This window comes from Ruegeria sp. HKCCD7628, assembly GCF_057221005.1.
On sequence record NZ_JBWVBA010000012.1, the window covers coordinates 105,800 to 112,429 of the forward strand.

The window sequence follows — 6,630 nt, forward strand, 5'->3', positions numbered from 1 at the left end:
TGTACAGTAGTCGGCCCACGATTTCACCGTGGTATTGGTCGTAGATGCTTAGCCGCGCTTCATGCCACGCGCCGGATCGTAGCCCCAAAAAGCAAACCCAAGAAAAATAATACCCGCCAATATCGTCCACCCCAATGCCACAGCATTAAACTGCCCATAGAGCGCGAAACGGATTAGCTCGACCGCGTGCGTAAAAGGGTTAAGCGCGCAGATATCTCTTAATAAGGCCGAACTTTCTGCCATCTTCCAAAGTGGATAAAGTGCTGAAGACAGAAAAAACATTGGAAAGATCACAAAGTTCATGACGCCCGCAAAATTCTCAAGCTGCCTGATCGCCGAGGACAAAGCCAAGCCCAACGCGCCCAGCATCAATCCAGCGACGATCAGCGCTGGAAACACGTAGGCGTATCCGATCCAGGGCATGTCGATACCGTAAACCGCAGCGACCGCCAGAAAAGTATAAACCTGCAGGATCGATATCGTCGTGCTTGCCAACAAGCGACAAAACAGCAACCACCACCGCGGCAAAGGGCTGGTGAGCAGTAGCCGCATCGACCCCATTTCACGGTCGTAAACCAGGCTGAGAGAGCTTTGCATGCCATTGAACAACATGATCATGCCGCACAGGCCGGGGACGATGTAGATCTCATAGGTGATATAAGTCTGGTACGGCGGAGTAATCGACAAACCCAATGCTGCGCGAAAACCAGCAGCGAAGACCACTAGCCAAACCAGAGGACGTACAAGCGCCGCAACAAACCGGCTGCGTTGCCGCACGAACCGCAAGGCTTCTCGGATCAAGATTGCGCGCAAAGCGATCATTGCATCGATCATGAAGCCGCTCTGGTCATCAACAAAAAGGTATCCTGCATCGGAGCGCCGCCAGTGATGTCTCGGCAAATACCCTGATCCAGCAACTTACCACGATGAAGGATCGCCACTTGGTCGTCTGGCCCGATCTCGTCGGTCAAGTGGGTAGCCCACAACACCGTCAAACCGTCTTGCGAAGACAGGTCATGCACATGTTTGGTGATGGCATGACGCGACGCAGCATCAAGCCCAACGGTTGGCTCGTCCAACAAAAGGACCGAAGGCACATGTATCAGGCATCGTGCTATTTCCAACCGTCTGCGATGACCTCCATTCAGATCACGCGCACGTTCAGTAGCACGTTCAGCCATATCCAGACGCTCTAGTACGGCCGTGATGCGGCCCTCAGCTTGGCGGCCGGACATACCGTGCAAAGCGGCAAAATAACTGAGGTTTCGATGAACCGTCAGGTCCAGATCAAGCGTAGGCTGTTGAAAAACGACCCCTATCTTAGCCAAGGCTTTCCGCGGGTGTTTCGCGATGTCAATTCCAGCTATTTCAATCTCACCCTGCCTGGTGGTGAACAATCGTGTCAGCAGGGAAAACAGCGTTGACTTACCTGCCCCATTCGGGCCCAGCAACGCACAAAACGCGCCCTGCGGGACGTGAAAACTCACATCATCAAGAGCGCGTTTATCGCCATAGGCATAGCTGACGTTTCGGACCGTTAGCCCTGTCACTTAATGGTAATCTCCAGCCGCTGTGTCTCACCGGTGCTTCCCGGCACTTTCAGATAGTAGCTGCCCGGCTTGATCGCGACAAAGCCTATTTCCATTTCACCGGCTTCGTCGAATTCGATCGAATCCAAACCCAGCGGCCGGATCTCTAAACCTTCTACCACGATCTCATCGACCCAGATGGCACGAAAGAACTCGGGGCCGATGATGGCAAGCTCCTGACTTCCGTCACCTTGAATTTCGAACTCGTAGTAAGTGCCGGATTTTAGTTCCCATGGAGAATCGGCCAAGGGTTCTCCGGCTGAAAGGATGATGGGCGGTAGGTCTTCTTTGTTTTTGGCCGACAACAACCCGGCCAGACCGAACCCCGAGTCATCGTCGGCATTAACGACGCTGGGTAAGGTCATCGCGGCAGCAATTGCCAGCGTGGATAAACGCTTCATTTGAATTCTCCCTGATCAGTTTGTCGGGCGGAACGCTGCGCCCCATGGGAACCGCCCGACCTTGATGGTTTTGATTGGTTCACGTTTTGCAACATCGATGACGGTCACATCGCCGGACACACCATTTGTGGTGAACAAGAGTGATTTGTCCGCGTTGAAATCCACGTGCCAAACCCGACGACCGACGAGGATGTAATCCTCAACCTCATAGGTGTAGGGATTGACCGCTGCGACGTGGTTCGAAGGTCCAAGCGCGACAAAGGCAGTTTTGTCTTCGTTGGACAGTTCAAACCCTACGGGCTGAACTCGATCAGGATGCACACCTTCGACTTCAAATTCAATCTTGGCTTTTTCGGTCTGGGTTTCCACATCAAAGACAGTGATCGTACCGCCAATCTCGGAACTCACCCAAAGCTCGGTTCCATCCTTAAGGAATTCGGCGTGGCGTGGGCGGGAATCGACCAGAGTATTGGCGAAAAGCTCCTGCGTTTCCGTGTCGATCCAATGAGTCATATTGGTGGTTTCAGAAGTCGTGATTGCGATTTTTCCATCCGGCGACACCGCCATGCCTTCGGGTTCGATCCCGACGTCGATCTGCGCGATAACCGTTCGCGTTTCAGTATCGACCACAGTGGTGATCGCGTCATCCTCGTTGGCGATGTAAAGATGACGATCATTGGGATGTAGAACGAACTGCTCAGGGTCTTCGCCAGATGGCAAGTCGTGCAGTATCTCTCCGGTTTCGGGATCCATGACCTGAACCGAGTCGCTGTCGGAGGCGCAGATGTACAGCACCGAGAAATCCTTCGAAAACGTAATTCCCCTCGGCCGCTCACCAGTTTCAATCGTGCGGATGACCTCAAGAGTCTCGATGTCAATCACGCTGAGCGTGTCGTCTTTTTCGTTGCTGATCCACATCTCATCCGCTGCTGCGGGAACGCACAATGCAGCAGAGGCCAATAGTGTCGCTAGTCTCATGCCCGTTACTCCTTGAATGCCTGACACTGACTTTCCGCCTCATCAACTCCAAGCGTATCCAGTTCTGTACTCTGATGTAGAAAGCCTTCCAGTGGCGCCATGGCGACCACCGCGCGGTCTGTGACCAAAGGAATTGGTTGCCGCAATTGCCCATTCCAAAACCTGAAGTTCATCGCCCTACCCTTGAACCCGGCAAGTTCGAATTCATCCGACAAAATATAGTCACGCAAGACCGCAGGGTCGTCGGACTGGGTACGTGTCACGGCTTCGCCCAGCGTTCGGTATGCCGCCCATGCGGCGTAGTCTTTGGACATCATGGTTCGGCCCGACTGCTCAAAGAACCGATTCTGCATCTGGGCCGCACCCCATTGTTCGACCACACGCGACCATGTGACGGGCTTAAGACCATCGGAACCAGCAACAGGGCGCGCCTTCCAGGTGTTGAATTCGACGTAGCGGCCGAAATCGTCCAATTCATCGGCCAATAACAGGACGTCATAGTCGCCGAATTCCTGCGTGAACAACGGAACTTCTTGCGCTGCGTTGCGACGCAGGTCAGCATCAAAAACCCAGGTCTTTTCAGCCCTCAGATCAAGACGGAATTTCTGCAATGACCGTTTCAGCGCGTCGGCAAAAGCTTGATCTTCTGGGTGGTTTCCAGAGATCAGAACGAGATCCTGCCAGCGGCGTTTGACCAGAAATTGAGCCAATGCGTCCGTGCGCATTAGCCCAGACGGCAAAGTGTGCAGCAGGTTCGGCCGACAGTCCTGCTCGCGTATGGAAAGTTCAGGGGAAGATGCATTGAAAAGCACCGCACCATCGGCCTCGGCCAAGTCCGCAACCTGCAACTGAGCAGAGGCAGGCGCATCAAGAATTAGAAACGGACTGTCCGACAATGCCTTACGCGCTGCTGTAATCCAATCCTCACCGTCAGAAACGGTAGTGACTGAAAGCGTGTAGTCGTGTCCCAGAAACTTAGCGGTCGTCAGATTGTCTTCCAGCGCCAGTTTGGCACCCGCCGAACCAAGATCATCTGGAATCGGATCAAGGTTGGATAAAACGGGTGGACGCGCGACCTGCTGTTGTAGGTAAGTCACTGAAATACCAATCTCTGCCAATGCAGTGCCAGGCAGAAGTATCAGTGCCGCTACCGCACGGAACATCTTAATCATTTTCGCGCCTCCTCCTGCGCCGCCTTAGTAAAAACGGCCAAAATGCAGCCCACCATAAGACCTTAGTCGCAAACCTGCACGGATGTGCAACCAAGGTCGAATTTCACGCTGAGTCCTGCTGCGGTATGACCGTGAAAAGCATCGTAAAGGAGGAGAAGATGCGTCTTGGATTTCACAGCACATTGCTGGGCGGCCTTGTTGCCGGAGGTATGGCGCTGGCCCATGGCGATGTCGCCCCACAACCAGTCAACACAGACATCCTTCCAGATGTTGGAGAAGATTGGCTGATTGAAAACCCCTATCGCGACCAGGGCGAAGAGGTATGGCAGGCTGCAATCGAAATAGGCGATTCCGGCTATAACCAGAATTGTGCCCGCTGCCATGGTCTTGGTGTCGTATCGGGAGGGTTAGCCCCTGATTTGCGGTATCTTGAAGCCGAGGAATATGGCGACGAATGGTATGTAGAGCGGTTCCGCGAAGGTTATACGCAAAACGGTATTACTAAGATGCCCGCCTTTGGCGAATTGTTAGGACAAAAAGCAGCGTGGGCCATTCGAACCTATATCGAAACGCGTCCGGATGACGGCGCGCTGGACGATCACTCGGACCGCCTGAAGGAAATCAGGGATCTTCTGGCAGCAATGGCCGGCGGCGCCGAGGGGGACACGGCAGCGCTTCAATCGGAATTGACCCAGATCGCCGAAACTATCGAAACCGGATCCGGCGCGCCCGTGGCCGACAGCGTGGCTCTGCGTGCGGCGGTATTGATATCTGGGAATGCACCCAATTTCGCCGAAGCCGCTGAACAACTTACCATTGGATTGTCCGCCGCGCAGTAGCGCGGCAGAATGGGGCGCATGATCAAGTACGTTTTCGTTTTCTCCCTGTTGGCCACCACCCTGTTTTCAGGACCGGTTTTGGCCAGGTGCGAAGATCATGTGCCCCAGCCCAAACCTCAGAACGCAAGCCGAGATATCGTCGGTGCCGATCTCGATACCATAATCGACCGCGGTTATATTGAATTCGCAGCCTACGAAGACTTTCCCCCTTGGTCGTTTGAGAGAGACGGTACTATCCAAGGTGTCGATATTGAGATTGGAAAACTCATCGCCAGTGATCTAGGGGTCGAAGCTCGGTTCAATCTGGTCGCTGCCGGAGAGAACCTTGAAGCCGACTTGCGCAATTGGATCTGGAAAGGCCCGCTGATTAACGGCCGAGTTGCAAATGTGATGTTGCATATCCCCTACGACAGCGAGTTCGCGTGCCGGGTCGAGCAGGTTGTTTTTACTGGCCAGTACCACGACGAAGAAATCGCAATTGCCTATCGTTGGGATGCCTACCCCGAGGATCCTCCGGTCCCGGCTTATTTCCGGTTCGATTCGGTAGCGGTCGAAAATGACTCAATCGCAGATTTCTACCTATCCGCCTTTCCGGGGGGGCAACTTTCGCGCAACATTCGTCGGTTCAAGACAGCCGAAAAAGCTATGGAGGCATTGGCGGCAGGCGAAACCATGGCTGCTATGGGACCTCGGGGCCAGCTTGAGACCGGATTGACGCCTGACTTGGGAGTCCATGCGCCACCGCTTCCTGGGTTTGCTGTCAGCACCTGGACGAATGGTGTCGCCGTTCACTTTGCGTATCGCGGCCTCAGCTACGCCGTGGATGACGCCATTTTTGCAGCGCTTCAGGACGGGCGTATTGCTAATATCTTTGCGGAATATGGCCTGACACATTCGCCCCCGAAACTGCGGTGACTACACCCAAGGTCTTATAGGCACCGGGCAGATCACCGCGTAGCTTAACCGAAAATACTGGAGGGAGTGACATGGAACTACATGACAGCCGCGTCATTGCGGCCCCACGTTCCAAAGTCTGGGAGGCACTGCTATCGGCCGACATTCTGAAAGAATGTGTCCCCGGCTGCAAAGAAATGTCGGGAACAGCCGAAGATGGGTTTGCCGCGACAGTGGTGCAGAAGGTCGGACCCGTAAAGGCGACCTTCAAAGGTGAAGTGACCCTTTCGGACATGGTGGATCAGGAAAGCGTCAAGTTATCTGGGGAAGGCAAAGGCGGGGCCGCCGGATTTGCCAAGGGTGCAGCAGATGTCACCTTGTCGGATGCGCCCGAGGGAACATTGCTGGCCTACAATGTCGATGCGCGTGTGGGCGGCAAGCTGGCTCAGCTAGGGGGGCGGGTCATTGATGGTGTGGCCAAGAAAATGGCCGACCAGTTCTTTGAAAATTTCCAGAATGCGGTCGAGGAAGAACCTCAGCCCGTGCCTACCGAGGCTGCGCCCGAACCGGCAGCGGCCGCTGCTGTGTCCGAAGTGTCGCCTGAGCCAGCTCCGGCAGCGCCGCCGCCGGAAGAGAAAAAAGGATGGTTCAAGCGCCTGTTCGGTGGTTGAACCGAAAATTAAAGGGAGGAAAATCTGATGAAGGTTTCGATGACTGTGAACGGCGTAGCTGTGAGCGGTGATGTTGAGGGTCGGAC

8 protein-coding genes are annotated in these 6,630 nt (G+C 54.6%); 3 read left to right on the forward strand and 5 right to left on the reverse strand.

Annotated features, from left to right (window positions below):
• Positions 1 to 48: 48 nt before the first annotated feature.
• From AC2TAD_RS19420 to AC2TAD_RS19440, 5 genes are read right to left on the reverse strand one after another with little or no spacing between them, the layout of a single operon-like run.
• Complete coding sequence (locus AC2TAD_RS19420; protein ID WP_170356217.1) at positions 49 to 834, reverse strand: ABC transporter permease; 786 nt, start codon at positions 832 to 834, stop codon at positions 49 to 51.
• Positions 831 to 1,550 carry an ABC transporter ATP-binding protein gene (locus tag AC2TAD_RS19425; protein WP_480869750.1) on the reverse strand — a complete coding sequence of 240 codons (720 nt, stop codon included), beginning with the start codon at positions 1,548 to 1,550 and terminating at the stop codon, positions 831 to 833. The genes AC2TAD_RS19420 and AC2TAD_RS19425 overlap by 4 nt, the downstream gene beginning before the upstream one ends.
• Complete coding sequence (locus AC2TAD_RS19430) at positions 1,547 to 1,990, reverse strand: cupredoxin domain-containing protein (protein ID WP_480869752.1); 444 nt, start codon at positions 1,988 to 1,990, stop codon at positions 1,547 to 1,549. Before AC2TAD_RS19430 ends, AC2TAD_RS19425 begins: the two co-directional genes overlap by 4 nt.
• Before the next feature lie 15 nt (positions 1,991 to 2,005).
• The gene (locus tag AC2TAD_RS19435; protein WP_480869754.1) at positions 2,006 to 2,968 is read right to left on the reverse strand and encodes a YVTN family beta-propeller repeat protein; all 963 of its coding nucleotides are present in this window, start codon (positions 2,966 to 2,968) and stop codon (positions 2,006 to 2,008) included.
• A gap of 5 nt (positions 2,969 to 2,973) precedes the next feature.
• Positions 2,974 to 4,140 (reverse strand): ABC transporter substrate-binding protein, encoded by a 1,167-nt coding sequence (locus AC2TAD_RS19440; RefSeq protein ID WP_480869756.1) that lies wholly within the window; start codon positions 4,138 to 4,140, stop codon positions 2,974 to 2,976.
• A gap of 158 nt (positions 4,141 to 4,298) precedes the next feature.
• Between AC2TAD_RS19440 and pedF the strand changes: the two genes are divergently transcribed.
• The 3 genes from pedF (at position 4,299) to AC2TAD_RS19455 (ending at position 6,544) form a co-directional block, all read left to right on the forward strand.
• Complete coding sequence (gene pedF / locus AC2TAD_RS19445; RefSeq protein ID WP_480869758.1) at positions 4,299 to 4,979, forward strand: cytochrome c-550 PedF; 681 nt, start codon at positions 4,299 to 4,301, stop codon at positions 4,977 to 4,979.
• An 18-nt stretch (positions 4,980 to 4,997) separates the two neighbouring features.
• Positions 4,998 to 5,894 (forward strand): substrate-binding periplasmic protein, encoded by an 897-nt coding sequence (locus AC2TAD_RS19450; protein ID WP_480869760.1) that lies wholly within the window; start codon positions 4,998 to 5,000, stop codon positions 5,892 to 5,894.
• Positions 5,895 to 5,965: 71 nt separating this feature from the next.
• Positions 5,966 to 6,544 carry an SRPBCC family protein gene (locus AC2TAD_RS19455; RefSeq protein WP_480869762.1) on the forward strand — a complete coding sequence of 193 codons (579 nt, stop codon included), beginning with the start codon at positions 5,966 to 5,968 and terminating at the stop codon, positions 6,542 to 6,544.
• Positions 6,545 to 6,630 lie beyond the last annotated feature (86 nt).

Excerpts from the sequence above, each read along its gene's own strand:
- AC2TAD_RS19430 (WP_480869752.1), bottom strand. The coding sequence starts at position 1,990 with ATGAAGCGTTTATCCACGCTGGCAATTGCTGCCGCGATGACCTTACCC.
- pedF (WP_480869758.1), top strand. The coding sequence starts at position 4,299 with ATGCGTCTTGGATTTCACAGCACATTGCTGGGCGGCCTTGTTGCCGGA.
- AC2TAD_RS19420 (WP_170356217.1), bottom strand. The coding sequence starts at position 834 with ATGATCGATGCAATGATCGCTTTGCGCGCAATCTTGATCCGAGAAGCC.
- AC2TAD_RS19455 (WP_480869762.1), top strand. The coding sequence starts at position 5,966 with ATGGAACTACATGACAGCCGCGTCATTGCGGCCCCACGTTCCAAAGTC.
- AC2TAD_RS19435 (WP_480869754.1), bottom strand. The coding sequence starts at position 2,968 with ATGAGACTAGCGACACTATTGGCCTCTGCTGCATTGTGCGTTCCCGCA.
- AC2TAD_RS19450 (WP_480869760.1), top strand. The coding sequence starts at position 4,998 with ATGATCAAGTACGTTTTCGTTTTCTCCCTGTTGGCCACCACCCTGTTT.
- AC2TAD_RS19440 (WP_480869756.1), bottom strand. The coding sequence starts at position 4,140 with ATGATTAAGATGTTCCGTGCGGTAGCGGCACTGATACTTCTGCCTGGC.